At 69.3% G+C, this 23,743-nt stretch carries 24 protein-coding genes; 7 read left to right on the top strand and 17 right to left on the bottom strand.

The genetic code is table 11. The annotated features are described in order from the left end of the window. Positions 1-35 precede the first annotated feature (35 nt). Together ABDK56_RS10685 and ABDK56_RS10680 are read left to right on the top strand one after the other, a co-directional pair. Positions 36-1,439 carry an RNB domain-containing ribonuclease gene (locus ABDK56_RS10685; RefSeq protein WP_349808259.1) on the top strand — a complete coding sequence of 468 codons (1,404 nt, stop codon included), beginning with the start codon at positions 36-38 and terminating at the stop codon, positions 1,437-1,439. Then, positions 1,426-1,950 carry a gamma carbonic anhydrase family protein gene (locus tag ABDK56_RS10680; protein ID WP_349808258.1) on the top strand — a complete coding sequence of 175 codons (525 nt, stop codon included), beginning with the start codon at positions 1,426-1,428 and terminating at the stop codon, positions 1,948-1,950. Before ABDK56_RS10685 ends, ABDK56_RS10680 begins: the two co-directional genes overlap by 14 nt. On the opposite strand, the gene ABDK56_RS10675 is transcribed toward ABDK56_RS10680, so the two are convergent. After that, positions 1,947-2,306, bottom strand: a complete 360-nt coding sequence (locus ABDK56_RS10675; protein WP_349808257.1) for a Rieske (2Fe-2S) protein — start codon at positions 2,304-2,306, stop codon at positions 1,947-1,949. The two genes, ABDK56_RS10680 and ABDK56_RS10675, sit on opposite strands and share 4 nt — an antisense overlap. Before the next feature lie 101 nt (positions 2,307-2,407). Here ABDK56_RS10675 and ABDK56_RS10670 point away from each other — a divergent pair, with 101 nt between their 5' ends. Then, positions 2,408-3,127 carry a CPBP family intramembrane glutamic endopeptidase gene (locus tag ABDK56_RS10670; protein ID WP_349808256.1) on the top strand — a complete coding sequence of 240 codons (720 nt, stop codon included), beginning with the start codon at positions 2,408-2,410 and terminating at the stop codon, positions 3,125-3,127. Here ABDK56_RS10670 and fahA read toward each other — a convergent pair. The 3 genes from fahA to hppD are packed head-to-tail and all read right to left on the bottom strand — an operon-like array spanning position 3,124 to position 6,733. Next, positions 3,124-4,425 (bottom strand): fumarylacetoacetase, encoded by a 1,302-nt coding sequence (fahA, locus tag ABDK56_RS10665; RefSeq protein ID WP_349808255.1) that lies wholly within the window; start codon positions 4,423-4,425, stop codon positions 3,124-3,126. The two genes, ABDK56_RS10670 and fahA, sit on opposite strands and share 4 nt — an antisense overlap. Beyond that, positions 4,422-5,696 carry a homogentisate 1,2-dioxygenase gene (gene hmgA, locus ABDK56_RS10660; protein ID WP_349808254.1) on the bottom strand — a complete coding sequence of 425 codons (1,275 nt, stop codon included), beginning with the start codon at positions 5,694-5,696 and terminating at the stop codon, positions 4,422-4,424. The genes fahA and hmgA overlap by 4 nt, the downstream gene beginning before the upstream one ends. Beyond that, positions 5,693-6,733 (bottom strand): 4-hydroxyphenylpyruvate dioxygenase, encoded by a 1,041-nt coding sequence (gene hppD / locus ABDK56_RS10655; protein WP_349808253.1) that lies wholly within the window; start codon positions 6,731-6,733, stop codon positions 5,693-5,695. The genes hmgA and hppD overlap by 4 nt, the downstream gene beginning before the upstream one ends. 150 nt (positions 6,734-6,883) lie before the next feature. On the opposite strand from hppD, the gene ABDK56_RS10650 reads away from it, so the two are divergent. From ABDK56_RS10650 to pgl, 3 genes are read left to right on the top strand one after another with little or no spacing between them, the layout of a single operon-like run. Continuing rightward, positions 6,884-7,630: an energy transducer TonB gene (locus ABDK56_RS10650; protein ID WP_349808252.1), complete on the top strand. Its 747-nt coding sequence runs from the start codon at positions 6,884-6,886 to the stop codon at positions 7,628-7,630. 56 nt (positions 7,631-7,686) lie between these two features. Further along, on the top strand, positions 7,687-9,144 hold the full coding sequence (gene zwf / locus ABDK56_RS10645) for a glucose-6-phosphate dehydrogenase (RefSeq protein WP_349808251.1): 1,458 nt from the start codon (positions 7,687-7,689) through the stop codon (positions 9,142-9,144). An 8-nt stretch (positions 9,145-9,152) separates the two neighbouring features. Next, a complete protein-coding gene (pgl, locus tag ABDK56_RS10640; protein WP_349808250.1) occupies positions 9,153-9,854 on the top strand; it encodes a 6-phosphogluconolactonase in 702 nt (233 codons plus the stop codon). A gap of 7 nt (positions 9,855-9,861) precedes the next feature. Here pgl and ABDK56_RS10635 read toward each other — a convergent pair whose 3' ends face one another. The 12 genes from ABDK56_RS10635 to ABDK56_RS10580 form a co-directional block, all read right to left on the bottom strand. Beyond that, positions 9,862-11,862: a TonB-dependent receptor plug domain-containing protein gene (locus ABDK56_RS10635; protein ID WP_349808249.1), complete on the bottom strand. Its 2,001-nt coding sequence runs from the start codon at positions 11,860-11,862 to the stop codon at positions 9,862-9,864. Positions 11,863-12,022: 160 nt separating this feature from the next. Then, positions 12,023-12,145: a hypothetical protein gene (locus tag ABDK56_RS10630; RefSeq protein ID WP_349808248.1), complete on the bottom strand. Its 123-nt coding sequence runs from the start codon at positions 12,143-12,145 to the stop codon at positions 12,023-12,025. A 73-nt stretch (positions 12,146-12,218) separates the two neighbouring features. Continuing rightward, positions 12,219-13,856: a M56 family metallopeptidase gene (locus ABDK56_RS10625; RefSeq protein ID WP_349808247.1), complete on the bottom strand. Its 1,638-nt coding sequence runs from the start codon at positions 13,854-13,856 to the stop codon at positions 12,219-12,221. Beyond that, positions 13,856-14,230 (bottom strand): BlaI/MecI/CopY family transcriptional regulator, encoded by a 375-nt coding sequence (locus tag ABDK56_RS10620; protein WP_349808246.1) that lies wholly within the window; start codon positions 14,228-14,230, stop codon positions 13,856-13,858. Before ABDK56_RS10620 ends, ABDK56_RS10625 begins: the two co-directional genes overlap by 1 nt. Positions 14,231-14,335: 105 nt before the next feature. Continuing rightward, positions 14,336-15,967: an MFS transporter gene (locus ABDK56_RS10615; protein WP_349808245.1), complete on the bottom strand. Its 1,632-nt coding sequence runs from the start codon at positions 15,965-15,967 to the stop codon at positions 14,336-14,338. A 64-nt stretch (positions 15,968-16,031) separates the two neighbouring features. After that, the gene (locus tag ABDK56_RS10610; RefSeq protein WP_349808244.1) at positions 16,032-16,487 is read right to left on the bottom strand and encodes a DUF3833 family protein; all 456 of its coding nucleotides are present in this window, start codon (positions 16,485-16,487) and stop codon (positions 16,032-16,034) included. Next, positions 16,484-17,533, bottom strand: a complete 1,050-nt coding sequence (locus ABDK56_RS10605; protein ID WP_349808243.1) for an NAD(P)-dependent alcohol dehydrogenase — start codon at positions 17,531-17,533, stop codon at positions 16,484-16,486. The genes ABDK56_RS10610 and ABDK56_RS10605 overlap by 4 nt, the downstream gene beginning before the upstream one ends. A gap of 18 nt (positions 17,534-17,551) precedes the next feature. After that, positions 17,552-18,388, bottom strand: coding sequence for an HpcH/HpaI aldolase/citrate lyase family protein (locus tag ABDK56_RS10600; RefSeq protein ID WP_349808242.1), 837 nt, complete (start codon positions 18,386-18,388; stop codon positions 17,552-17,554). Further along, a complete protein-coding gene (locus ABDK56_RS10595; protein WP_349808241.1) occupies positions 18,385-18,837 on the bottom strand; it encodes a MaoC family dehydratase in 453 nt (150 codons plus the stop codon). Before ABDK56_RS10595 ends, ABDK56_RS10600 begins: the two co-directional genes overlap by 4 nt. Before the next feature lie 31 nt (positions 18,838-18,868). Beyond that, complete coding sequence (locus ABDK56_RS10590) at positions 18,869-19,129, bottom strand: hypothetical protein (protein ID WP_349808240.1); 261 nt, start codon at positions 19,127-19,129, stop codon at positions 18,869-18,871. Between the two features lie 25 nt (positions 19,130-19,154). Beyond that, positions 19,155-21,458, bottom strand: coding sequence for a thiamine pyrophosphate-binding protein (locus tag ABDK56_RS10585; protein WP_349808239.1), 2,304 nt, complete (start codon positions 21,456-21,458; stop codon positions 19,155-19,157). 64 nt (positions 21,459-21,522) lie between these two features. After that, complete coding sequence (locus tag ABDK56_RS10580; protein ID WP_349808238.1) at positions 21,523-21,906, bottom strand: winged helix-turn-helix transcriptional regulator; 384 nt, start codon at positions 21,904-21,906, stop codon at positions 21,523-21,525. 99 nt (positions 21,907-22,005) lie between these two features. Between ABDK56_RS10580 and ABDK56_RS10575 the strand changes: the two genes are divergently transcribed. Continuing rightward, positions 22,006-22,548 carry an FMN-dependent NADH-azoreductase gene (locus ABDK56_RS10575; RefSeq protein WP_349808237.1) on the top strand — a complete coding sequence of 181 codons (543 nt, stop codon included), beginning with the start codon at positions 22,006-22,008 and terminating at the stop codon, positions 22,546-22,548. Positions 22,549-22,550: 2 nt separating this feature from the next. Here the strand turns inward: ABDK56_RS10575 and ABDK56_RS10570 are convergent, their stop codons facing one another. Continuing rightward, a complete protein-coding gene (locus tag ABDK56_RS10570; protein WP_349808236.1) occupies positions 22,551-23,708 on the bottom strand; it encodes a GGDEF domain-containing protein in 1,158 nt (385 codons plus the stop codon). Between the last annotated feature and the right edge of the window lie 35 nt (positions 23,709-23,743).

Below are 23,743 nucleotides of genomic sequence, written 5' to 3'. Positions count from 1 at the left end.
AGCGCCTCGGCACGGAATGGATATAGCCGCTGGCCATGAAGACGCTGGTCGATCCCGCCAAGCTGCTGTCAGAAGGCCTCGCGGCGATCCGCGCGCAATATGACGTCCCCGCCGCCTTTCCCGACGCGGTGCAGGCCGAGGCCGAGGAGGCGGCGAAGCGCGTCCCCGGCGCCGACCATGCCGACCGCACCGGGGTCGACTTCGTCACGCTCGACCCCGCGACCTCGCGCGACCTCGACCAGGCGTTTGCGATCCAGGCGGCGGGAAGCGACCTGATCCTGTCCTACGCGATCGCCGACGTCGGCTTCTTCGTCGACGACGGCTCGGCGCTCGATACAGAGGCGTGGGCGCGCGGCGAGACGCTCTACCTGCCCGACGGCAAGGCCGGACTCTACCCGCCGGTGCTGAGCGAGGGCGCGGCGAGCCTGCTGCCCGACGCGGCCAAGCCCGCAATCGTCTTCGCGGTGCGGGTCGCGCCCGACGGCACCGCGAGTCTCGACGGGGTCGAGCGCGCGGTGATCCGCAGCCGCGCGAAGCTCGCCTACGACGCGGTCATCCCCGACCAACTGCCGCGGGGCTTCGCCGAGCTGTCGAAGCGGGTGATGGTCGCCGAGGCCGCGCGCGGCGCCGCCCGCGCCGACCCGCCCGAGCAGGAAGTGGTGCCCGACAATGGCGGCTACCGCCTCCAATTCCGCCCGCACGAGGCGAGCGAGGACGACAATGCCTCGCTGTCGCTTGCCTGCAACCTTGCGGTCGCGAAGCTGCTCGCCGTTCATCACACCGGCCTGTTCCGGGTGATGCCCGAGCCGTGGGACAGCGCGGTCAAGCGGCTTCGCCATACCGCGCAGGCGTTCGGGATCGACTGGTCGAAGGACGAGACGCTCGACGCGCTCAAGCGCCGGCTCGACCCCGCCGATCCCAAGCAGGCGGCGCTGATGCTCGCGATCCGCAAGGCCAGCCCGGGCGCGAGCTACGCGGCGTGGAAGGACGACGCCCCGCCGTGGCACGCGGCGATGGCGGCGGCCTATCTTCACTGCACCGCGCCGCTGCGCCGGCTGGGGGACCGTTACGACTGCCTCGCCGCGCTCGCGCTGGCGAACGGCAAGCCGGTGCCTGACGCGGTGCAGGCGGCGTTCGCGCGGCTGCCCAAGGCGATGGCGCGCGCCGAGAACAAGGGCAATGCGGTCGACAAGGCGGTGATCGATCTCGCCGAGACGGTCGCGCTCGAAGGCCACGAGGGCGAGACTTTCGGCGCGGTGGTGACCGACGTCGACGACCGCGGCACGCGGATCCAGCTGTGCGACCAGCCGGTGGTCGCGCGGATGGCGCTTGCCGGGGCCGCGCCCGGGCAGGCCCTGACGGTGCGGCTTGTGAGCGCCGACCCGGCGACCCGCGAACTTCGCTTCGAGCCGGAAGGGGCCGCCGATGCCGCTGTATGAGATCGGCGGCAAGGCTCCGACGGTTGGCGCAAACGCCTGGGTCGCGCCGTCGGCCGAGCTGATCGGCGCGGTGACGCTCGGCGCCGAGGCGAGCGTCTGGTTCGGAGCCGTCATCCGGGCCGACAACACGACGATCGAAATCGGCGCGGGGACCAACATCCAGGAAGGGGTGATGGGCCACAGCGATCCCGATGCGCCGCTGACGATCGGCGCGGGGGTGACGATCGGCCATCACGCCGTCCTTCACGGCTGCACGATCGGCGCGGACTGCCTGATCGGGATGAACGCGGTGATCCTCAACCATGCGACGATCGGCGCGGGCTCGATCGTCGGTGCGGGGGCGCTGGTGACCGAGGGCAAGAGCTTTCCCGCGGGGAGCCTGATCGTCGGGGCGCCCGCGCGCACGGTGCGGACGCTCGATGCCGGGGCGATCGACCTTCTGCGCGCCTCGGCCCGGCTGTACCGCGACAAGGCGCGGCAATATGCGGCGGGACTGACGCGGGTCGGCTAGGCGGTCACGATCGTCCCGTCCTCGACCCGCACCGGCCAGCGGGTCAGCGAGCGTCCGACGCACGGGCCGCCGACGCATCTGCCGCTGTCGATCTCGTACAGCGCGCCGTGCCAGCTGCACTCGATGAAGGCGCCGTCGTCGGTGAGATATTGGTCTAGTTGCTGGGCCAGCGGCAGCGCCATGTGCGCGCAGCGGTCGATATAGCCGTGCACCGCCCCGCCGCGTCGGACGACGAAGCCGTGGAACCGTCCTGCCTTCATCTCGATCACGAAGTTGCGCGCCTTGCCGTCGGCGATCAGGTCGAGCGGGCCGAGGCGGATCCCGGGCGGGGTGGAGGACAGCGGGGCGGACGACATCGGGCCGCGATAGCGCCGCGTCGCGCGCGGGGCAAAGACCCTTGCCGCCGGCCGCGCGCCCGCTAAGAGCGCAGCGAAATCCGGGGGGGAAATAGGCAATGGTGGATCTGGCGGCGACGATCGCGCTGCAACTGGCGATCGTCGCGCTCGTCGCGGGCGCGTTCCGGCGCGGCGGGCGGGCGATCGATTACCGCTGGTTCGCCGCGGTGATGGCGGCGGTGGTGGCCTATTTCCTCGTCATCGTGGTCGGTTCGGAAGCGCAGGACCTGATCCCCGCGCTGTCGGGCCTCAAGTGGAACTGGGTTGGCAAGGCGATCGCCATCGGCTTCAGCCTGCTGCTCATCCTCGGCTGGATCGGGCGCGAAGCGGCCGGGCTCCGGCTTCGCCAGGCGGCGGGATCGGCGCTGCCGTGCCTCGTCGTCGTCGCCGCGATGTGCGCGCTGTCGTGGGGCGCCGAGGCGTGGGCGAACGACGGGCGCGACCTGTCGCTCGAACGGCTGGCGTTCCAGGCGACGATGCCCGGGATCGACGAGGAACTCTTCCTGCGCGGCGTGCTGCTCGCCTTGATGGTCCGGGCGGTCGGCCCGTCCGATCGCCGAGGCGGGGCGCCGTTCGGGCTCGCCGAAGCGCTCGTCACCCTGTTCTTCGCGCTCGGCCACGGGGTGGCGGTGGCCAGCGGACAGCTTCATGTCGACGCGCTGGCCTTTTTCCTCACCGGCGTGCTCGGCGCGGGGCTGGCGTGGCTACGGACCCGGTCGGGCTCGCTCGCCTGGCCGATCGCCGCGCACAACCTCGTCAATTTCGGCAATAGCTTTTTCTAGCCGCCCAATCCCTCGACCCGGCCCGACACCCAGCCGAAGCCGATCGGCACCGCCCCCGGCGCTTCGCAACGTGCCGACAGCGTCAGTTCGTCGCCGTCCTCGAGGAAGCTGCGGGTCTCGCCGCTTGGCAACGTGATCGGCGCCTTGCCGCCCTGCGAAATCTCGAGCAGCGAGCCGAGTCCGCGCGGATCGTCGGTCGACAATGTGCCGGTGCCGATCAGGTCGCCGGGCTGGAGGTTGCAGCCGTTCGAGGCGTGATGGGTGACGATCTGCGCCGCCGACCAGTACATCGCCGACGCCGCCTCGCCCTCGCTGAGCACGTAGGGAGGAAGGCTGCGATCGCGCATCTGTTGCGTGACGAGAACCGTTTCGAGCCTGATGCCCAGCGCGCCGCGCTCCGCCGGGTCGGCGAGGTAGGCGAGCGGCGCGGGGTCGCCTTCGGGGCGCGGCGGCATCGGCCGCATGAACGGCGCGAGCGCCTGCGGCGTCACCACCCACGGCGAGATCGAGGTCAGGAAATTCTTGGCGAGGAACGGACCGAGCGGCTGGTATTCCCACGCCTGCAGGTCGCGCGCCGACCAGTCGTTGAGCAGGCAGTAGCCGGCGATATGGCCGGCCGCCTCGCCGATCGGGATCGGCTCGCCGAGCGCATTGCCCTTGCCGATGAAGATGCCGAGCTCGAGCTCGTAGTCGAGCCGCCGCGACGGGCCGTATTCGGGCGCGTCGGCGTCGGGTGCCTTGCGCTGCCCCATCGGCCGGACCACCGGGGTCCCCGACACGCGCACCGAGCTGGCCCGCCCATGATAGCCGATCGGGACGTACTTATAGTTCGGCAGCAGCGGATTTTCGGGGCGGAACTGCTTGCCGACGTTGGTGGCGTGGTGGATGCCGACGTAGAAGTCGGTGTAGTCGCCGATGTGCGCGGGCAGGTGCATCGTCGCCTCTGTGACCGGGACCAGATGCTCCTCGACCTTGGCCTTGGCCTGCGGATCGCTGAGCAGTTCGGACAGCCGCAGGCGTAGCGCGCGCGCGTCGCCCAGACCGTGTCCGAACCAGGCGTTGAGCGCGGGAAGCGACAGCGCGAGCCGCCAATGCTCGTCGAGCAGCGCGCTCTTCGCCAGGCTCTTCAAGTCGAGAATGCTCTCGCCGATCGCGACGCCGATGCGCTTGTCGGCCTCCTGCCGGTCGGTCGAAAAGACGCCGAACGGCAGGTTCTGGATCGGGAACAGCGGGTGGCCGTTCGCGCTCTCGACCCAGCTGATCCGCTTCGGGTCGTGGCTGTCGTCGAACGCGCTCATCGGGGCAGCTCCGCCTTGGGGAAATCAGCCCAGCAAGCGTCGTAATCCGGCTGCGCGCGGTCGAGCGCGAAGCGGGTCGGACGATAGGGCCAGCAGCTTTCGACCATGAAGGCCATGGTGTTGTCGATCTTGTGCGGCTTGAGCTCGGCTTCGCTCGCCTTGCGCCACGCCTCGACGTCAGGGCCGTGCCCGCTCATCAGGTTGTGGAGCGACAGGCCGCCGGGGGCAAAGCCGCCCTCCTTCGCGTCGTAGGCGCCGTGGATCAGCCCCATCGCCTCGCTCATCACGTTGCGATGGAACCAGGGCGGGCGGAACGTGTCCTCGCCCACCATCCAGCGCGGGGGGAAGATCACGAAGTCGGCGTTGGCGCGGCCGGGCGTCTCGCTCGGCGAGGTGAGGACGGTGAAGATCGACGGATCGGGATGGTCGAAGCTGACCGTCCCGATCGTGTTGAACCGCGCCAGCTCGTAGCGATAGGGGGCAAGATTGCCGTGCCACGCGACGACATCGAGCGGCGAATGGTCGAGCTTGGTCGACCACAGGCTGCCAAGATATTTCTGGACGACCTCGTGGTCGCCGTCGACGTCCTCATAGGCCGCGACCGGGGTTTCAAAGTCGCGCGCGTTGGCGAGGCCGTTGCTGCCGATCGGGCCGAGCTCGGGCAGGCGGAAGGGCGCGCCGTGATTCTCGGCGACGTAGCCGGTGGCGGTCCCGTCGACCTCGACCCGGAATTTCACCCCGCGCGGGACGACGCCGATCCAGCCGGGGGCGAGCTCGAGCAGCCCTAGCTCGGTTCGGACGCGAAGCGCGCCCGCCTGCGGGACGATCAGCAGCTCGCCATCGGCATCGACGAACACCCGCCGCTCCATCGAGCGGTCGGCGCGGTAGAGGTGGATCGCGACCCCGGTAAGGTCGGCGGGGTCCCGGTTGGCCATCATCGTCACCAGCCCGTCGACGAAGTCGGTGCCGGCGGGAAGCTCGGGCGGGTCCCAGCGGAGGCGATTGGGCGGAAGCGGTTCGCCGACCGTCCCCGGCGCGAACAGGTTCGCGCCGTCGTAGCGCGCGTAGGGCGGGTGGTCCGCCGTCGGCCGCATCCGGTAGAGCCAGCTGCGCCGGTTCTCGTGCCGCGGCGCGGTGAAGGCGGTGCCGCTGAGCTGCTCGGCGTAAAGCCCGAACGCCGGCTTTTGCGGGCTGTTGCGCCCGTGCGGAAGCGCGCCCGGCACCGCCTCCGTCGAAAAATGCCCACCGAAGCCGGTCAGATAGTCGCTCACGCGTCGACCTTGATAACGCCGCGGCGGATCTGGTCGAGCTCGATCGATTCGAACAGCGCCTGGAAATTGCCGTTGCCGAAGCCTTCGTTGCCCTTGCGCTGGATGATCTCGAAGAAGATCGGGCCGAACAGGTTCTCGGTGAAGATCTGCAGCAGGATGCCCTCGTCGCCGACGCTGCCGTCGATCAGGATGCGGTTCTTCTTGAGCCGCTCGACATCCTCGCCGTGGCCGGGAACGCGCTTGTCGATCAGCTCGAAATAGGTCTCGATCGTGTCCTGCAGCCTGACGCCGCGGTCGCGCAATTTCTCGACCGTCTCGTAGATGTTCGAGGTCGACAGCGCGAGGTGCTGGATCCCCTCACCGCCATATTCGCGCAAATATTCCTCGATCTGGCTGTTGTCGTCCTGGCTCTCGTTGAGCGGGATTCGGATCGCGCGGTCGGGGGCGATCATCGCCTGCGAGAACAGCCCGGTGGCCTGCCCCTTGATGTCGAAATATTTCTGCTCCTCGAAGTTGAACAGCGTCTTGTAGAAGTCCGACCACACCGACATCTGCCCGCGCTGGACGTTGTGGGTGAGATGGTCGAGCAATTCGAGCCCGACATTGTTCTTCGCCTCGGCCTCCTCCCAGCCGGGGAACTCGGCCCAGTCGGCATAGGGGTCGCTGCCCTTGGCGATGAAATAGAGGTAGGAGCCGCCGATCCCCTTGATGACGGTATCGTCCTCCTCGGTCGGCTCGGCGCCGTGCGAGAGCGCCCAGTCGAGCGCCTCGGCGGGATCGTCGACGCGGAACGCCATCGCGCTGGCCGAGGCGCCGTGGGCGTTGCGAAAGGCGGCGACGCGCCCGTCGGCATCGCGGTTGAGCATCAGGTTGATCCCGCCCTGCTTGTAGCGGGTGATGTTCTTGGTCGGGTGGCGATGGGTGGGGACGAAGCCCAGCTGCTCGAACTGGCGGGCCATTGCCGCGGGGTCGGGCGAGGTGAATTCGCAGAACTCGAACCCGTCGAGGCCGAGCGGATTGTCGGCGCTGACCGTCATCGATGCACACTCCTGAATTGCCTGTGTCGTCGGGTCAGGGCCATGCGCGTCCGGCGTCGGCGGTGCAAGTCCCGCGCGACCGTCACGGCGACCGCCGCGCCGGGACGATCGTTTCGGAACCGGTCGCAAAAACGCGGCGTTCTTCGCGGCGTGTACCGCTCCGAGACCCGCCCCGCCGATCGAATCGCGACCATCGCCGGGATTGGGCTGATCCATGTCGGCATCATCCTCGCGCTGCTCAACCTGACCGGGACGATCGACCTCACCACGCCGCAGCCCAACCTCAAGATCTTCGACGTCAAAGAGGTTCCGCCCCCGCCGCCGTTGACCGAGCCGCCGCCCAAGCCCGCCGCCGCGCAGAAGCCCAGGCCGAAGGACGAAGCGGGCCGCGCCGCGCCCGAGAACCTCAAGAGCCAGGCGGCCGAGATCAAGCGCCCCGACCCGGTGGTCAAGCTTCCGGTCAAGCCCCCGGTCCAGACCGCGCCGACCCCCGCCGCTGGGGTCCAGCCGACGCAGGGCGCGGGGCAGCGGCCGGGCCCCGGGACCGGGGCGGGCGGGGCCGGCAACGGCACCGGCGCGGGCGGCAACGGCAACGGCAATGGCGGCGGGGGCGGCGGCATCGCCAGTCCCAGCCAGATCCTGCGCAAGGTGTCGGGACGCCAATATCCGCCGCAGGTGCAGGCGCGCTGGCCGCGCGACGGGCGGATCTTCACCCGGCTGCGGATCGAGGCCGACGGGCGCATCAGCCAGTGCGACGTCATGCGCTCGTTCGGCGACCCTGTCGCCGACCAGTGGACCTGTGCGCTGCTTCGCCAGAACGCGCTGTTCCGCCCCGCGCTCGACCGCAGCGGACGCCCGGTCGCGTCATGGTTCGGCTATGTCCAGGCGCCTTATTGACCGCGAATCGCATTTAGCCCGTTGCACCGCAGCGAACGCGGGTTAGGGAAGGCGACATGACCGCGATCACCGTTTCCACCCTGCTGCTGTTCGGCGCGACCGGCGACCTGTCGCACCGCATGCTGCTTCCCTCGCTTTACGGGCTCCACGTCGACGAATTGCTTCCCGCCGATCTCAAGATCCTCGGCACCGCCCGGTCCGAGCTCGACGACGCGGCCTTCCAGCAGTCGGGGCTCGAGGCGCTGGCGCAATATGTGCCGAAGGATTTCTACGACGAGGCCAAGGCGAAGGAGTTCGTCAAGCGGCTCGGCTACGTCACGCTCGACGCGACGCAGGACGAGCATTTCGACGAATTGTCGAAGCGGATCGACGCGTCCAAGGGGCTCGCCATCTTCCTGTCGACCGCCCCGTCGCTGTTCGAGCCGATCATCGAGGGGCTGAAGCGGGTCGGGCTGACCGGCGAGACGGTGCGCATGGCGCTCGAAAAGCCGCTCGGCAGCGACCTCGCCTCGAGCCGCGAGATCAACGACGCGGTCGCCTCGGCCTTTCCCGAGGAGCGCACCTTCCGGATCGACCATTATCTCGGCAAGGAAACCGTCCAGAACCTGCTCGCGCTGCGCTTCGCCAACTCGATCTTCGAGCCGGTGTGGAACGCGGCGCATATCGACCATGTCCAGATCACCGTCGCCGAGACGGTCGGGCTGGAAAGCCGCGCAGGCTATTACGACGGCGCGGGCGCGCTTCGCGACATGGTTCAGAACCATATCCTCCAGCTCGTCGCGCTGGTGGCGATGGAGCCGCCCGCCGACTTCGACGCGACCGAGATCCGCGACGAAAAGGTCAAGGTGCTGCGCTCGCTCCGCCCGATGACCAAGGAGACGGTCGGCAAGTCGCTGGTGCTCGGCCAGTACGGCAAGGGCATGGCCGACGGCGAGAAGGCGGCGTCGTACGTCGAGGAGCTCGGCAAGCCGTCGAGCACCGAGACCTTCGCCGCGCTCAAGCTCAACATCGACAACTGGCGCTGGGCCGATGTGCCCTTCTACATCCGCACCGGCAAGCGGCTGCCCGAGCGGACGACCGAGATCTACATCCAGTTCAAGTGCGTCCCCCACTCGATGTTCGCCAAGATGGGCGCGGTCGCCAAGCCCAACAAGCTGTTGATCTCGATCCAGCCCGACGAGACCATCTCGATGATGGTGATGGCCAAGACCCCCGGCCTCGACCGCGACGGCATCCGCCTGCGCGAAGTGCCGCTCGACCTGGGGCTCGCCAACGCCTTCGCCGACACGCGCAAGCGGATCGCCTACGAACGTCTGCTGCTCGACCTGATCGAGGGGCGACAGATGCTGTTCGTCCGCCGCGACGAGGTCGAGGCGCAGTGGACCTGGGTCGACGGGGTGCGCGCGGCGTTCAACGCGGCGGCGATGGACGTGGCGACCTATGCGGCGGGAACCTGGGGCCCGTCGGCCTCGATCGCCCTTACCGAGCGAGACGGAAGGCAATGGCATGATTAAGGTGGGGCATGATTGAGGCCGAATGGTGGGACTATGACTCGGCCGAGGAAATGGCCGAGGCGGTCGCGGGCGACGTCGGGTTCATCATCGAATCGGCGGTCGAGGCGCGGGGCGAGGCGCTGCTCGCGCTCGCCGGCGGATCGACCCCCGGCCCGATCTACCGCAAGCTGGCCGAGGCCAAGCTGCCGTGGAAGCGGGTGACGATCATTCCCGGCGACGAGCGGCTGGTGCCGCTTCAGGACAAGCTCAGCAACGCGCGCGCGCTCGCCGAGACTTTCCTGAAGTCGGGCGCGCGGGTGGTGCCGGTGACCGGCGACATCGCCGACTACCGGCTTGCCGGGAACAGCGCCGACGCGCGGCTCCAGGATCTCAAGTGGCCGCCCGACCTCGTCTGGCTCGGTATGGGCGGGGACGGGCATACCGCCTCGATCTTCCCCGGCCCCGATTACGAGGACGCGCTCAATGCTCCAAAGGCGCGGCGGATGGTCGGGGTGATGCCCGATCCGCTGCCGCCCGAGGCGCCGATGGCGCGGGTCACGCTGACCCGCGCGGCGATCCTGTCGGCGCGGACGCTGATGATCGTGCTGACCGGCGAAGCCAAGAAACAGTTGCTGGAGGGCGCGATCGCCGACGGCCAGTCGTCGCGCTACCCGATCGGCCGCGTGCTGGCCGAGGCCGAACAGCCGATCGACATCCACTGGTGCCCCTGAACGCCGGCTAGAACGACCGCTTGAGGTCGAGCCGGAAGATCGGCCCGATCTTGACGTTCTCGCGCTCGATGAAGGCGATCGGCGACCGGTCGCGATAGCCCTGGTAGACGGTGCGGTTGAAGAAATGCCGCCCGGGCGCGAGGACGTTGATGACGTCGGCGCGAACGGTGAAGCCGAGCAGGTCCTTGTGCTCGACGAACAGGCTGGTGAAGACCGGGCCTTCCCATTCGTTGCCGACCTCGTTGAGGTAATAATAGGGGTAGGCTTTCTGGAAATCGACCTCGGCGCCCCACGCGATCTTGCTGTGGGGCACGTCGTGACGCAGCGAGACGCTGCCCGACCAGTGATTGTCGCCGCTGATCGGCCGCATCTGGTGGGTCAGCGGGTCTTCGACCCGGCTGTGCGACCATGAAATGTCGACGTCGACCTTGGCCCCGCGCCAGCCCGCCGGGTCGAGCTGGAAGGTGCTGATCGTCTCCGCCCCATAGCGGGACGCGCGCGGGAGGTTGCCGATCGCCTGCCCGCCGTCGGGGGTCGGGATGATGTCGACGATGTCGTCGATCCGATCGTAGAACAGCTTGAGCCGGGTCTTGCCCCAGCGGCCGAGGTCGCGCCCCGCCTCGCCCGCGATCTCCCACGTCTGCGGCGGGACGAGGTCGGGGTTGCCCGCATTCTCGCGGTCGGCGGTGAGGTTGGGCGAGGCGAGGAAGTCGCCGAACCGGATCTGGCCGACCTGGCGGCTGACCTTCAGCGCCGCGTCCCAGCCCTTGGCCGGGCGCCAGGCCAGCGAAATGCTCCCCTTCGGACGGAAGAAATGGCGCGCGGGCAGGTCCCCGTCGAGCCGCGCCAGTCGCGACACCTCGGCCCCGGCGACGAGCTGCAGGTCGAGCTTGTTCGACAGCGCGCGGCTAAGCGTCGCGGTCGCCTCGTAGCGATGCTCGTTCACCCGCCCGCTGCCCGCGGCATAAGCGACCGGGGTGAACGTCCCGTCGGGCGCGAGCGTGTCGAGCGTGCCGGTGAGGTCAAGCGTGTTGACCGCGCGCTCGGCGGTCACCAGCCAGTGGTTGGGGCCGGTGGCCCAGCCATATTCGGCGCGCGCCACCGTTTCGCTCGACCGGCCGTCGCTGAAGAAGCGGATGCCCTGGTCGGGCGCGCCGCTGTCGAAGCGCGTGCGCTGAACGGTGAGGTCGGGGTCGTGTTCGAAATGGCGGACGCCGATCAGCTTGAGCCGCCCCGGCCCGAGCGCGAATTCATAATCGCCGTTGAAGTCGACGGCATAGCCCTTGACCGTCTCGTGGGTGTCGCGGGTGCGGTTATCGCCGTCGCTGCGAATGCGGCGCTCGTTGAGCCCGAAGACCGTCCAAAAGGGCGTGTAGGCGGCGGAGAAATTGCCGACCGACGAGCCCGGCCCGTCGATCTTGAACTTGCCGGTGAATACCGGGTGGTCGTTGTCCGAATAGAGCCGCAGCGTCCGTGCTTCGACCAGCTGACCGTCGGCGTCGTAGATATTGTCGCCCGGGCCGCCGAACGCGCCGCGATTGGCCTGGCTGTTGACCGACAGCGTCGCTTCGACCGGGCCGAAGGTCTTGGTGACACTCGCCGAGCCGCGATAGAGGTTCGGGTGCGCGTAATAGGGGCGCAGGTCGACGCGATATTCGACCTGCCCGTGCGCGCCGCCGCTCTTCCTAACGATGACGTTGGCGACCTGTCCGCTGAGCCCGGCGATGCCGAGCGAGGCGGCGTCGACGATCTCGATCCGCACCACCGAGGCGGCGGGGACGTTCTTGAGGTCGGCGATCGCGCCGCCCGACTTGTTGGCGACCCGCTGCCCGTCGATCAGCACATTCTCGCTCGCCTGGCCGAGCCCGCGATCGCTGCTCGCCTGCTGGAGCGAGAAGCCCGGCAGCTCGGTGATCATGTCGTAGGCGGTCTTGGGCGCGAACCGGGCGAAGTCGGCGGGGGTGAAGACGTGCTTCTCGACTGGCGCGGTCTCGGCGCTGGCGGGCATGGCGGCTAGGCAGAGAGCCGCCGAGGCGAGAAGGATGGAAGCGGACGAGCGCATAAAAAACCCCTGTGTATTATTCGTGTAAGACACCGGATCGAGGGCGAACGCGAGCGGCGTTCGACGATCCGACGAACGGCACCGGCAGGCCGGCGAGCGGCGGCGATCAGACGATGGTCGGCTGGGCGTAGGCGAGCGGCGCGAGCCGGAGGTCGCGGGGGAGGCAGGCGCTGCTCACCGCGATCGCGGCGGACAGCAGGGCGGCGGCGAGAATCAGGCTTCGGGTCATCGACATTCTCCAGGCAAGCCGGGGGCGTCGCCCGCGGCATGGCGGGCCGGGCACCGGGCGATTTCGGGTGGGACTAGCGGTTCGGGATCGGCGGGACGGGCGGCGTTGGCGGAACGGCGCGCAGCGCCTGCATCGCCTGCCGCCGGGCGCGATCGCCGATGATCGAGGGGCTGCACCGTCCCCCGCTCTCGCGCACCATGTCGCCGTCGACCCCCGCCGCGACCATCCCGGTCAGCGTCCCGATCGGGATGTTGCGGCAGCCCGCGGCGGCGAGGTCGGCGATGGCGTCGGCGTCGACCCCCGCGGCGATCGCCCCGACCGCCTGGCCGACGCTGAGGTCGCGATAGCCCGCGCGCCACAGCTCGCGCAGCGTGTCGCCGTCGCCGTCGACCGCGCGCAGGCTGAATAGCGCCTGGTCGGGGGCCGAGGCGAAGGGCGGATAGGCGCGGACGATCTCGCGGCGGTAATCCTCGTCGACGATCGGCGCACCGCGCATCGCGTTGCCGACCGCGTCGCGGGTGTAGGCGGCGAGTTCCTTGCCGTTGACGGTGACGTGGGGATTGTCGGGCGGACCGTCGATCGCGACCGCGTCGACCCCGCCGTCGGCGAGCGCGGCGCGGTCACGCGGCGCGAGCTGGGCGACGTCGGTGCTTACCGCGACCCGGGGGAGCGGCGTGACCGGCCGCGCCGCCGCGACCGGCGTCTCGGCCTTTTTCGGGGTGAGCGTCAGTGCGGCGAGCGGGGCGACGCCGAGCAGCGCGACCAGCGCGCCGGTTACCGCCCAGCGCGCTTCCATCCGGGTGCGCGGCAGGCTTCGGTCGAGCACCCGGTGGACCCGGCGACCGAGCGAGCTCTTGCCCGGGGCGACCCCATGCGCGGCGAGCATCGCCGCCTTGCAGTCGTGGCGCGCGGTGTGGACCAGCAGCGCGGCATAGTCGGCGCCCGCGACGTTGGCGGCGAGCACCGCGTCGTCGGCGGCTTCCTCGCGCAACTGGTGGGCGTCGCGCACCAGCAGCCACACCAGCGGGTTGAACCAGTAGAGCGCGGTGACGAGGCGGCCGAGGATCAGCTTGGCCCAGTCGGACGAGGCGACGTGGGCGAGCTCGTGGGCGATGATCGCCTCGGCCTCGCCGGTGCGGGTCACCGCCTCCTCGCTGAGCAGGATGACGGGGCGGGCGAGGCCCCAGCTGATCGGCGAGGGCAGGGCGTCGCTGACCAGCAGCGCCGCGCCGCTCTTGAAGTTCATTCGGTGCTGGGCGTGGGCGAGCGCGCTGAGCCATTGCGGCTCGACGATTACCCGCGCCTTCGCCCGCAGCGCGAACAGGCGAACGACCGCGACCAGCGTGACCGCGGCGAGCAGCGCGGCGGGAAGCAGATAGGCAAGCAGGCCCCAGTCAATGTCGAGGCTCGCCGGCGCGAACGGCGGGGCGGCGATCCGCTCCGCCACCCGCGCGGGGACATGCGCCGGGACGACGACGGCGGCGGCGGCCGGGACGTCGGCCACCGCCGCCTCGCTGCCGAGCAGGCGGGTCTCGATCGCCAGCGTCGGCAGCAGCAGGGCGGTAATCGGCATGATCAGCAGCGCGCCCAGCCCGGCATGGGCGAGGAAGCTGCGCTGCGCGGCGGAGGCGCCACGCATCAGGCCGAGGAGGGCGAGCGTCACGCCCGCGACGAGCAGCGACTTGACCGCCAGCGACAGGACCAGGCTCATCACTTCGTCTCCTTGCGGGCGCGGGCGATCATCGCTTCGAGCTCGTCGAGCTCGGCGGCGTCCATCTTTTCGCTCATGCCGAGCAGCGCGCTCGCCGCGCTGGCCGCCGAGCCGTTGAAAAAGGTGCGGACGATCGCGCTCAGCGCGGTCTCGCTCGCCTTGGTCTCGGGCAGCGTCGGCGAATAAAGATAGCCGCGATCGCTGTCCTGGCGCGCGACCGCGCCCTTGTCCTCGAGCCGCTTGAGCATCGCGCGGACCGCCGAGCCCGACAGCCGGTCGGGCAGCGCCTCGCACAGGTCGGCGACGGCCATCGGCCCCCGCTGGTAGAGCAGGTCGACGATCTGGCGCTCGCGCGGCGGCAACTGGTTCAGCATGCGAATCTCCTCACGCTACATTTGTAGTGTGCTACATTTGTAGCGCCGGCGCAAGAGGCAGAATTGCGCTCAGGCCGGTCTTTCGACGAACCGACGAACGGCGGTTCAGCTAATCGATTCGCCGCTCGTCTCGCGCACCAGCAGCAGCGTCACCGCCACGCTGATCGCGGTGAAGATCACCGAATACCACAGGCCCGCGTAAGGGTTGCCGGTCGCGGCGACGATCGCGAAGCTGGTCACCGGCAGGAAGCCGCCGACCCAGCCGGTGCCGAAGTGATAGGGCAGCGACAGCGCGGTGTAGCGCACGCGGGTCGGGAACATCTCGACCAGCGCGGCGGCCTGCGGGCCGTACAGCGCGGTCGCCGCGACGACGAACAGCAGTAGCGTGCCGACCAGCTTGACCCAGTCGATCGCCGCCGGATCGGCCGACTTGGGATAGCCCGCGCCCGCCAGCTCGGCGTTGATCGCGTCGGCGGCCTTGGTCTTGGCCGCCTTGACCGCCGGGCCCGGCTGGCCGCTCGCCCCGGCGACCGGCACAGCGACGCTTCCCGCCAGGACGCGGGTCTGGCCGTCGGCCGAGGCGCGGGTCGAATAGCCGATGCCGCGCGTCACCAGCGCCGCCTTGGCAAGGTCGCAGGCGCTGCTGAACTTGGCGGTGCCGGTCGGATCGAACTGACTCGAACAGGTCGCGGGGTCGGTTTCGACCACCACCGGGGTGGTGCGCTGCGCGACGGCGAGCGCGGGGTTGGCGGCCTCGGCGATCCAGTGCGAGCCGGGGAAATAGAGCAGCAGCGCGAGCAGCATCCCGCCGACCATCACCGGCTTGCGCCCGAGCCGGTCGCTCAGTGCGCCGAACAGGACGTAGAGCGGCGCGCTGGCGAGCGTCATCACGATCAGCAGCATGTCCTTGGTCGCGCCGGGCAGGCCGAGCGTCTTTTCGAGGAACACCTGCAGGTAGAAAAAGGTGAAGTACCAGACCGCCCCCTGCGCGCACATGATCCCGAAAAAGGCGATCAGCACCTGCCGCAGGCTCCTGGGGTCGGCGAAGGCCTCGCGCAGCGGGGTCTTGGTGGTCGCGCCTTCCTCGCGCAGCTTGGCGAAGGCCGGGCTCTCGTTCAGCGTGGTGCGCATCCACACGCTGATCGCCAGCAGCACCGCCGAGAAGAGAAAGGGGATCCGCCAGCCCCACGCGCCGAACGCGTCCTCGCCGACGAGGCTGCGGGTGACGAAGATCACCAGCAGCGCGGCGAGCAGCCCGAACGAGGCCGAGGCCTGGATCCACCCGGTCGCTGCCCCGCGCTTGCGGTCCTCGGCGTGCTCGGCGACGTAGATCGCAGCGCCGCCATATTCGCCGCCCAGCGCGGTGCCCTGGCAGATTCGCAGGACGATCAGCAGGACCGGGGCGAGCAGCCCCGCCATCGCATAGGTCGGAAGCAGCCCGATCGCGAAGGTCGCCCCGCCCATCAGGCTGACGGTGACGAGGAAGGTCGCCTTGCGGCCGACCCGGTCGCCCATCGCGCCAAACAGGATCGCCCCCAGCGGGCGGAAGGCGAAGCCGACCGCGAACAGCGCCAGCGCGGCGACCAGCGCGGGGGTCGGGTCGAGCCCGGCGAAAAATATCTTCGAAATGATCGGGGTCAGCGACCCGAAGATGAAGAAGTCGTACCATTCGAACGCGGTGCCCGCGCTGCTGGCGGTAATGACCCGCGCCATCGACCCGTTGCCGGTGCCGGCCATGCTTCGTCCCCCGAAATCCTCGTTTGCCGCGACCCTAGCGAGCCGCGCGGGGCAGGCAAGCGGGTCAGCGCTTGAAGATATATTCGCGCATGTTGGCGACGACGAGACCGAGCTTGCGGATGGTCATGCGATTGTCGACCGCCTTCCCGCTGGGCATCGGGGTCAGATACTGGTCGACGTCGAGCCCGCCCTTCATCCTGTACTTGATGTGCAGCGAGGGGCCGTCGATCCACGCCGCCACCGGCCCGGTCGCGTCGGTCAGCGTCCCGACATAGCGATTGGTCCCTGCGCGCCGCAGCCGCCAGTAGCGGATCCGCGGCGGCTGGCCTTCCTCGGCGATCCGCTGGGTCAGCGTCAGCATCCCCGTCCGGTCGACCCGGCCGAGGCTGTCGACCTTGACGTCGTGGGTCGACTTCAGGATTTCCTTGAGCTGCCCGTCGCCGTGGGTGCGCCCGGCGAAGAAGCGGATCGGGTCGAACGGCGCCGCCTGCCCGGCGAGGAGCAGCGCAAGCGCGATCATAGCCCGCGGCTCATGTCGATGACGAAGCGGTAGCGGACGTCGTTCTTGAGCAGCCGCTCGTAGGCGTCGTTGACCTCGTTCATGGCGATCGTCTCGCACTCGGGATAGACGTCGTTGGCGGCGCAGAAGTCGAGCATTTCCTGCGTCTCGGGAATGCCGCCGATCGCCGATCCGCCGACCGCGCGGTTCCAGAAGATGAGCTGCGCGCCGGTGAATCCCGGCATCGGGTTCAGCGCGCCGACGATCACCATCCGCCCCGACCGCCCGAGCAGGTTGAGGTAGCCGTCGATCTCGTGGCTGACCGGGATAGTATTGAGGATGAAGTCGAACCGCGTCGCCGCAGCCTTCATCTGTTCAGGATCGGTCGACACGATCACGTCGTGCGCGCCGAGCTTGCGCGCGTCTTCGCCTTTTTCCGGTGTGGTGGTGATCATGGTGACGTGCGCGCCGAGCGCGGCGGCGATCTTCACCCCCATGTGGCCCAGCCCGCCGAGGCCGATCACCGCGACCTTGCTGCCCTTGCCGACCTTGTACTGGTGAAGCGGCGAATAGGTGGTGATGCCCGCGCACAGCAGCGGCGCGACGCGCGCCTCGTCCATGCCCGCGGGCACCTTGCAGACGAAATGGTCGCGAACGACGATATGATCCGAATAGCCGCCCTTGGTCATCTCGCCGGTGTGCCGGTCGGGGCTGTTGTAGGTCTGGGTGCAGCCCTGTCGGCAGAAGACTTCCCAGCCCTCGGTGCATTGGTCGCATTCCATGCAGCTGTCGACCATGCAGCCGACCGCGACCACGTCGCCGACCTTGTGCTTGGTAACCTCAGGTCCAACGTCGGTCACCCGGCCGACGATCTCGTGCCCCGGGATGACGGGGTATTTGGTGCCATGCCAGTCGTTGCGCGCGGTGTGGAGGTCGCTGTGGCAGATGCCGGCATAAGTGATCTTGATCGCGACGTCGGTCGGGCGGAGGTCGCGCCGTTCGAAATCGATCGGCTTCAAGGGCTGGTCGGCGGCGTCGGTTCCCCAACCGCGGGCTTGCGTAGGCATGTGGGTCGTCCCCCTTGGCTAGATGGATCGTGACAGAACGCGCCGGGCCTGAATCAGATGCGGCCGGTCGACCATTTTCCCGCCGACCGACAGCACGCCCGCATCGGGGGCGGCGGCGAAGGCGTCGACGATGGCCTGTGCCTCGGCGACCTGATCGGCGCTCGGCGTGAAGGCGGCGTTGATGATCGCGACCTGCGCCGGGTGGATCGCCAGCTTGCCGGTGAAGCCCTCGGCGGCGGCGGCCTCGGCTTCGGCGCGCAGGCCCTCTTCGTCGCGGAAGTCGGTGAACACGCCGTCGACCGGCTGCGCCCCGGCGGCGATCGCGCCCGCCAGCGTCAGCGAGCGGGCGAGGCGATAGGTGAAGGCGAGGCCGCCGTCGGCGCCGAGCTTCGACGACGCGCCGAGTGCCGCGCTCAAATCCTCGGCGCCCCAGCTCATCGCCGCGAGCGGCGCCCTGGTGTCGCGATAGCTGAGCAGCCCGAACAGGCTCGCGGCGGTCTCGGTGACGATCGCGTGGATCGGGATGTTGCCGGTGCGGTGGGCAAGCTCGGTGACGTCCGTCCCGCTCTCGGCCTTGGGCAAGACGATCCCCTCGATGTCGCCGCGCGCGATGAGGTCGAGGTCGAGCCGATGGTCCTCGGTCCGAAGCGGGTTGATCCGCACCCACCAGCGCGGGCCGCCCTCACGCTCGTCGAGCGCCTTGAGCAATTCGCGCGCGCCCGCCTTGCGGTCGGGCGCGACGCTGTCCTCGAGGTCGAAGATCAGCGCATCGGCGTCGGAGGCGATCGCCCTGGCGACCTTTTTCTCGCTGTCCGCGGGCACGAACAGCCAGCTTCGCGGCGGGGCAAGGGTCACGCCGGGCGCTTCCGGAGCAGCGCCGATCGTTTCATCGTGCACACCGTCTCGCCGCGCTGGTTGATCGCGCGATGCTCCCAAGTGACGATCCCCGCGTCGGGCCGCGACTTGCTCTCGCGCAGGCCGGTCACCTCGCTTTCGCAGGTCAGCGTGTCGCCGACGAACACCGGCTTGGGAAAGCGCACCTCGTCATAGCCGAGGTTGGCGACCAGCGTGCCGAGCGTGGTGTCGGCGACCGAAACCCCGACCAGCAGCGAAAAGGTGAAGCAGCTGTTGACCAGCGGCCTGCCGAACTCGCTTTCCCTGGCCGCCTCGTGGTCGAGGTGGAGCGGCTGGGGATTGTGGGTCAGCGTCGAGATCAACAGGTTGTCGGTCTCGGTGACGGTGCGGGTGATGTCGTGGCGGAGGCGATCGCCAACCTGCCATTCGTCGAAGAAGCGTCCAGCCATGCCCCGGCCCTAGGCCAGCGCGTGCGCCGCCTCAAGCGGCCTTGGCGAGCTTTGCCTTGAGTTCGCACATGCCGATCGCCTCGACCGCCTCGCCCTGGTCGGCGGCGCGGACGACCGCGGCGATATGGCCGAGCATCTGGCCGACGATGTCGACCGCCTGGAGGCACAGCCCGTGGCGCGAGATGACCGCGAAGTCGCTCGCCAGCTCGTCGCCCATCATCACCAGCATGTCGCGCGCGTGGTCGAGCTCGGCGGCGAGCAGCAGGTCGAGTTCGGTCGGCATCCGGTCCATCGCGCCGACGCTAGCGCGGCGAAGCTTAAGAAGCGGTCAACAACAGCTCGGCCGCGGCCTCGGCGATCGCCGCCCCGTCAAGACGGTAGGCGGCGTAGAGGTCGGGCAGGCTGCCGGTCTGACCGAATCGCTCGATCCCGAGCGGCGCGACCCGCTGCCCGAGCACCCCGCCGAGCCAGCTTAGCGAGGCGGGGGCGGCATCGCACAGCGTGACCAGCCCGGCCGTGCGGGGCAGCGCCGACAGCAACGTCTCGACATGGCTCGGCGTCCGGTTTCCGGACCACCGTTTCGCCTGCGCCGCGGTCCAGCCGCGGTGAAGCAAGTCGGGCGAGGTCACCGCGAGCAGCCCGAGCCCGGGCACGTCGGCGCGCAGTTCCTCCCACGCCGCCAGCGCCTCGGGCATCAGCGCGCCCATCGCGACGATCGCCGCCTCGGCGTCGGGCGAAGGCGGGTGAAGCCAGTAGCCGCCCGCCAGCGCCCCCGCCTTCCACCGCTCGTCGGTCCGCGCGACCTGCGGCACCGAGCGCGTCGAGAGGCGGAGATAAGTCGATTCGCCGGCGGGGTCGTCGATCAGCCGGAACGCTTCTTCCATCATCGCCGCAAGCTCGTCGGCATAGGCGGGCTCGTAGTGGCGCAGGCCCGGCTGGCCCATCGCGATCAGCGGCGGGTTGATCGACTGGTGCGCCCCGCCTTCGGGACCCAGCGTCACGCCCGATGGGGTCGCGACGAGGAGGAAGCGCGCGTCCTGGTAACAGGCGTAGTTGAGGCTATCGAGCCCGCGCGCGATGAACGGGTCGTAGAGCGTCCCGATCGGCGCGAGCCGGGTGCCGAACAACTCGCCCGACAGGCCGAGCGCGGCGAGCATCAGGAACAGGTTCGATTCGGCGATGCCGAGTTCGAGGTGCTGGCCGGTGAGACTCGCCGCCCATTTCTGCGCGCTCGGAATTTTCGCCGCGGCGAACACGTCGGCGATCTCGCGCCGCTTGAACAGCCCGCGCTGGTTCACGAAGCCGCCGAGGTTGGTCGAGACGGTCACGTCGGGGCTGGTGGTGACGATGCGGTCGGCGAAGTCGCTGCCCGACTTGGCGAGGTCGAGCAGGATCCGCCCGAACGCCGCCTGGGTCGACTGCTCTTCGCCCTGCGGCGCGGGGATCGCGGGGACCGCGAACTGGCCGAAGCCGCGCGGCCGCTTGTCGCGCGCGATCCGCGCCCCCGCGATCAGCGCTTCGACCCCCGGCCGTTCGTTGTCGCCGACCCCTGCCAGCGCTTCCCACTCGGCGCCCTCGGCAATCCCGAGCGAGTCGCGAAAGGCCGCCATCTGGGTCGGGTTCATCAGCCCGGCGTGATTGTCCTTGTGACCGGCGAAGGGCAGGCCGTAGCCCTTGATCGTATAGGCGAGGAACATCGTCGGGACGTCGTCCTGGGCCGAGGCGAAGGCGTCGACCAGCGTCTCGAGGCAATGGCCGCCGAGGTTGGTCATCAGCCGTTGCAATTCGTCGTCGCTTCGCCGCTCGACCAGCGCGCTCGCCGCGGGCACCTCGGCCAGCAGCCGCGCGCGCCACGCCGTCCCGCCGAGATAGGTCAGCGCGGCATAGTCGGCGTTGCTCGCGGCATCGATCCACGCCTTGAGCGCGTCCCCGCCCTTCTCGGCGAACGCCGCGCGCTGGAGCGCGCCGTAGCGAAGCGTCAGCACCCGCCAGCCGCAGCTTGCGAAAATCTCGTCGAACCGGCCGAACATCCGGTCCTCGGTGGTCGCGTCGAGGCTCTGGCGATTATAGTCGACGATCCACCACAGGTTGCGGACGTCGTGCTTGGCGCCCTCGATCATCGCCTCGTAGATATTGCCCTCGTCGAGCTCGGCATCGCCGATCAGCGCGACGAACCGCCCCCGGTCCTCCTCGGCGAGCCAGCCCTTGGCCGAGAGATAATCCTGCACCAGCGACGCGAACAGGGTGATCGCGACGCCAAGCCCGACCGAGCCGGTCGAGAAGTCGACCGGAATCCGGTCCTTGGTCCGGCTGGGATAGCTTTGCATCCCGCCGAAACCGCGGAAATTCTCGAGCTGCTCGCGGCTCTGGGTGCCCATCAGATAATGGATCGCGTGGAGCAGCGGTCCGCCGTGCGGCTTGACCGCGACCCGGTCGTTGGGGCCGAGCGCGTCGAAATAGAGCGCGGCCATGATCGCCGCCATCGATGCCGACGACGCCTGGTGGCCGCCGACCTTCAGCCCGTCGACGCTGTCGCGGACATGGTTGGCATGGTGGATCGTCCAGCTGGCGAGGAAGCGCAGCCGCTGTTCGAGGAGATTGAGCGATGCGAGGTCGGCCATCGCCGGCGCTTAGCCGAGCGCAGGCCGCCTGCCTACTGCGGGGTAATGCGGGCGAGCGGCGGGTCTATTCGGGATCGTGAACCGCGTCGTAGCGCGCCTGCGCGGCGCGAATGCAGTCGATATGCGCCATCGCCCACGTGCCAAGACCCTGCACCGGCTCGCGCAGCGAGATGCCGAGCTCGGTCAGTTCATAGTCGACCCGCGGCGGGATGGTCGGGGTGACGGTGCGGGTGACCAGCCCGTCGCGTTCGAGGTTGCGCAGCGACAGCGTCAGCATCCGCTGCGAAATCCCGTCGATCGCGCGCTTAAGCTCGGAAAAGCGCTTCGGCCCGTTCGACAGCAGCATGACGATCAGCATGCTCCACTTGTCGCCGACCCGGTTGAGCACCGGGGTGACCGACCGGCACACCGGCCCGTGGATCGCGGCCTCCTCGGCAAGTGTGGGCACATTGCTGTGCCCTGGTGACAAATTTTTGCGTTCTTGTGCGGCGTCCATCGGCAGTTACTTAAAGCGTCCCGGTAACAAATCAATACCAAGGACCGAACGATGACCATCCTCCACATCGACAGCAGCATCACCGGCGACGACAGCGTCTCGCGCAAGCTCACCGCCGCGACCGTCGAGCGGCTTCTCGCGGCCGACCCGTCGGCGACCATCGTCCGCCGCGACCTTGCCGCCGAACCGCTCGACCACATCTCGCTCGCCGCCTTCGCCGATACCAGCGTGGTCGACGAATTCCTCGCCGCCGACACGGTGGTGATCGGCGCGCCGATGTACAATTTCTCGGTCCCGAGCCAGCTCAAGGCGTGGATCGACCGGGTGTCGGTCGCGGGCAAGACCTTTCGCTACACCGACAGCGGGCCCGAGGGGCTGGCGAAGGGAAAGCGGGTGATCATCGCCGTGTCGCGCGGCGGCTTCTACGCGATCGAGCATGCGTGGGAGCATGTCGAAAGCTACCTCACCGGCCTGTTCAACTTCTTCGGGATCGAACCCGAGTTCGTCCATGCCGACGGCGTCAATTATGGTCCTGAACAGCGCGAGGCGGGGATCGAGAAGGGTCTTGCCGAGGTCGAGGCGCTCGCCGCCTGAGGTCAGGCGCTGTGGCGGACGGGCGGGTCGCGCTCGTTCGCCGCGGTGCCAAACAGGGTGACGCAGTCGCGCCCCTGCTGCTTGGCGCGGTAGAGCGCGCGGTCGGCGCGAACCGCGATGTCGCGGAACGAATCCGACGCCCGGTAGCTCGCGACCCCGAAGCTGGCGGTTAGTCGCGTGCGGTCGACTTCGGGCAGCGTGGCCGAAGCATAGGTGCGGCGGATCTGTTCGGCCAGCGCCTGCGCCTCGACCAGGCTCTTGCCCGGCAGCAGCAGCGCGAATTCTTCGCCGCCCATCCGCCCGCTCACCGGTGCCGCCGCCGCGCACAGCTGCGCGAAGCGGCGCAGCGCGACGTCGCCCGCGGGATGGCCGAAGCTGTCGTTGATCGCCTTGAAATGATCGAGGTCGCAGACGACCAGCGAGCCGTGGCGGACCGGTTCGTCGTCGACCGCCTGCTCGAACGCGAGCCGGGTCAGCAGCCCGGTCAGCCCGTCGCGCTTCGACGTTTCGCGCAGCGTGTCGATATGGCCGCCGAGGTCGCGCGCGATCGTCCCGAATACGAGCAGCGGGACGTAGAAGCTCGACGTGGTGAGCAGCAGCAGGTTGAGCCACGGGCTTGCGGCCGACGGAAAGGCGTGGCCGCCGTCGAGCAGGCTCGGGTAATAGGGGAAGCGGACCACATGCGTCGCGGCATGGACCACGAGCCCCGCGATCATCGCGCGTTCGGGCCAGCCGCGCCGCCGCCGCACAACTGCGACCAGGACGTCGAGAACGATCAGCAGGCCGGCAATCTCGAACGGCACGCACTGCAGGACCGGCGTCGTCACCCCGGTGGCGATCAGCAGCAGCGACAGGCCGATCAGCGAAGCGGCGGCGGCGATGAGGATGTTCCCCTGCCGTCCGGCACCGACCACCAGCCGCATCGCCAGCGATATGGTGAACAGCGCGAACGGCTCGAACAGCGCGAGGAGTAGGAACGCCGCGCGCCCGGTGCCGCCGTCGCGGAAGACGACCGTCGCGACCGTTCCCCCGATCAATCCGGCGGCGAGCCAGACCAGCGCCACGTGACGGCGGGCGAACTGGTGACCGATCACCGCGAGCACGCCGAGCGCGCCGAACAGGATCGCGACGACCGCGTAGAAATCGACGTCAACCGACACGGTCACTCTTCCCCCGGACCCCTACGCGCCCATGC

The sequence above is a fragment of the Sphingomonas sp. ASV193 genome (genome assembly GCF_040203355.1).
Lineage (GTDB): Bacteria > Pseudomonadota > Alphaproteobacteria > Sphingomonadales > Sphingomonadaceae > Sphingomicrobium.
The sequence above is the reverse complement of the archived record's forward strand: the minus strand, read 5'-3'. Positions and strand labels throughout refer to the sequence as shown.